Source organism: Alkalibacterium thalassium, from assembly GCF_900101165.1.
Lineage (GTDB): Bacteria > Bacillota > Bacilli > Lactobacillales > Carnobacteriaceae_A > Alkalibacterium > Alkalibacterium indicireducens.
Genome location: NZ_FNFK01000058.1, coordinates 1 through 2,817, shown reverse-complemented (window position 1 = coordinate 2,817; position 2,817 = coordinate 1). Strand labels below are relative to the sequence as shown.

At 42.3% G+C, this 2,817-nt stretch carries 2 protein-coding genes, 8 tRNA genes and 1 rRNA gene; all 11 read left to right on the top strand.

All coding sequences use genetic code 11. The features are described from left to right. The first annotated feature begins 139 nt into the window (after window positions 1-139). Window positions 140-212, top strand: a tRNA-Asp gene (locus tag BLR76_RS09695). 21 nt (window positions 213-233) lie between these two features. Then, window positions 234-306: transfer RNA gene (locus tag BLR76_RS09690), tRNA-Phe, on the top strand. A 9-nt stretch (window positions 307-315) separates the two neighbouring features. Continuing rightward, window positions 316-396: transfer RNA gene (locus BLR76_RS09685), tRNA-Tyr, on the top strand. Between the two features lie 5 nt (window positions 397-401). Then, window positions 402-472, top strand: a tRNA-Trp gene (locus BLR76_RS09680). Window positions 473-529: 57 nt separating this feature from the next. Then, window positions 530-602 (top strand) — tRNA-His (locus BLR76_RS09675). A 6-nt stretch (window positions 603-608) separates the two neighbouring features. Further along, window positions 609-680: transfer RNA gene (locus BLR76_RS09670), tRNA-Gln, on the top strand. A 26-nt stretch (window positions 681-706) separates the two neighbouring features. Then, window positions 707-777: transfer RNA gene (locus tag BLR76_RS09665), tRNA-Cys, on the top strand. A 19-nt stretch (window positions 778-796) separates the two neighbouring features. After that, a tRNA-Leu gene (locus BLR76_RS09660) sits at window positions 797-880 on the top strand. Between the two features lie 707 nt (window positions 881-1,587). Continuing rightward, the gene (locus tag BLR76_RS09655) at window positions 1,588-1,860 is read left to right on the top strand and encodes a hypothetical protein (protein WP_091268509.1); all 273 of its coding nucleotides are present in this window, start codon (window positions 1,588-1,590) and stop codon (window positions 1,858-1,860) included. A 46-nt stretch (window positions 1,861-1,906) separates the two neighbouring features. Beyond that, window positions 1,907-2,170, top strand: a complete 264-nt coding sequence (locus BLR76_RS09650) for a hypothetical protein (protein ID WP_091268507.1) — start codon at window positions 1,907-1,909, stop codon at window positions 2,168-2,170. A 441-nt stretch (window positions 2,171-2,611) separates the two neighbouring features. Then, a 16S ribosomal RNA gene (locus BLR76_RS09645) occupies window positions 2,612-2,817 on the top strand; the annotation flags it as partial.

Genomic DNA, 2,817 nt, shown 5'->3' with positions numbered 1-2,817 from the left:
AGCTCGTCGGGCTCATAACCCGGAGGTCGCAGGTTCGAGTCCTGCCCCCGCAATTACCATGTCTGTCAATGCTTCAGCATCTACAGACATGGTACACTCGAGCGAAAGCTCGCAGTGTCTCATATAAAGATTTTCGTAAGGTCCCGTAGTGTAGCGGTTATCACGCCTGCCTGTCACGCAGGAGATCGCGGGTTCGATTCCCGTCGGGACCGTAAAGCAGGATATTGAAAGATGGCGCTGTAGCTCAGTTGGTAGAGCAACGGATTGAAGCTCCGTGTGTCGGCAGTTCGACTCTGTCCAGCGCCATAGTATTTTGGAGGGATAGCGAAGTGGCCAAACGCGGCGGACTGTAAATCCGTTCCTTCGGGTTCGTAGGTTCAAATCCTACTCCCTCCATCTCTAGGGGTATAGTTTAATGGTAAAACTATGGTCTCCAAAACCATCGATGTGGGTTCGACTCCTGCTACCCCTGTCAGTAATTCATCATGACATTATTTGTTGAATATGCTATGATTTTAATAAGAATATGGCGATTGTGGCGAAGTGGTTAACGCACCGGGTTGTGGTCCCGGCATTCGTGGGTTCGATCCCCATCAGTCGCCCTTCAATGGGCTATAGCCAAGTGGTAAGGCAACGGGTTTTGGTCTCGTCATTCCTAGGTTCGAATCCTAGTAGCCCAGTTTTAATTGAATATCATTTTTAGGATGGCGGTATAGCCAAGTGGTAAGGCAGAGGTCTGCAAAACCTTCATCACCGGTTCAAATCCGGTTACCGCCTTATCTTCATATTGAAACATGCCGGCGTGGTGGAATTGGTAGACACGCTGGACTCAAAATCCAGTGCCCGTTAGGGCGTGCCGGTTCGACTCCGGCCGCCGGTATATAGTCTTACGTTTAACGTAATTCCGAAAGAAGTTTCCCACTTCTAAGCGTATGGGTGCGAAGCACCAGTGAAAGTGGGAGATGAATGTCGGTCAAGCGATAGCTTGAAGTGGTTAATCTGTCCTTTTTGTTGTATACTTTGCGTATAGACGATAACCAAGTCTATGTAGGCGATAACCAAGCCTACTGATTATTCCTTGGCGTTAGCCAAGTAAAAGAAAACCTATGAGGCAGGGACTGCCTTTTGAGCCTACCCATATCCGATTCCTCTGTCTGCATGAAACCTGTGCAGACAAGAATGGAGTTCGTAGGAAGCCCCCACTTCAAAATCCGGAGGATTTAAGTGGTGGGTAGTTCACCTCACACACTCTACATAAGAGTATGTGAGTTTTTTTGTGTAAAAAACGAAAATGAGTAAGTTTAGAATCATAGAAAATTAAGTGAGTCATAATGTAAGCGTATAAATCGCTTTGTATTAAAATGGATATGCTGGAAAGATAGAGGGATAAACCATACTTTATGATAGAAGTGTCTCTATATAAGATGAAAAGTTCATTGGATTCTGATGACTTGAGACTATTCCAGTTAAATTAAAGACAGAATATAATAACAGAAGAGGCTTAAAAGGGAAAGAGAAACATAGTAAACTGGAGGTAAAAGGAAAATTGTTGCAGTACTAGGGGACTATTATCATGACGGAGATACATTGAAAGAGGGTCTTACACAAGTTCTGGATAAACTGGGTGGTTTAACTACCCTATATGCAGACCGAAAAGAACTTACAGAACATCTGAAAGATAGACCAGACCTTGTAATATTAGCTTCAGAGAACCGCCTGGATCCTGAAACAGATAACCGGGAAGAATGGATGACAGAGTTCGAAGAAGATAAAATAGTAGACTATGTAAAAAAAGGTGAGTCATGGCTAGTTTTGGCATTCTGGATTAGCCAGCTATCAAAAGTCGACTACTTATATTGACATGGTAGGAGGCAGTTTTGATTATCATCCGGAGAAGCCTGTTAGTGTGAACTACAAGTATATAAAAGAAAGTAGTCTAACTGATAGAAAAGAAGAATTCAGTATTACCGATGAACATTGTTTCATTAATTACGGTAAAGATGTCACAGTCACTATGACTTCATCTTCAGAATGTGAAGAGTCTATTGCTGGATGGACAGTGAAATACGGTGAAGTTTGCGTATATATACCAGCACACAATAAAGAGGGACTAATGAGTCGACCGGTACAGACAGACTTAGAAGCAATTACAAAAAAGATGATACAATAAAAGGCTGAGCAAGCCGACAGCTTGATACAATGAACTTGCAAAAGAATGATTGTTAAATACAATTTAATCATTGACGATTCTTCAAATACCTGTTATTATTAAATCTGTTGCTGCAAACGATAATTGCTAGTAACACCAAAACATAAAATACTTGTTGACAAGCAATTGAAAACAAGGTATACTAATGAAGTTGTCGTTCGAAAGAAGACGATTCGAAATAAATGCTTTTAAAGAAATTAAATAAAAGCATTGACATCGAATCAGGACGATGATATGATATAAAGGTTGCTGCTGAAACGCAAGCTGAACGAGATAGATCTTTGAAAACTGAACAAAGTAGAAACAACCAAATGTGCAGGGGTCTTCGATTCTTTTGGAGTCGAAGGCAACAAACGAGTTAACATGGTTAACTCACAAGTAATACAATGAGCAAGTCAAACTTAAAATGAGAGTTTGATCCTGGCTCAGGACGAACGCTGGCGGTATGCCTAATACATGCAAGTCGAACGCTGAAGCACTCTGCTTGCAGAGTGTGGATGAGTGGCGAACGGGTGAGTAACACGTGGGGAACCTGCCCATAAGAGGGGGATAACATCCGGAAACGGGTGCTAATACCGCATAGGTGATCATAGCGCATGCTTAGATCA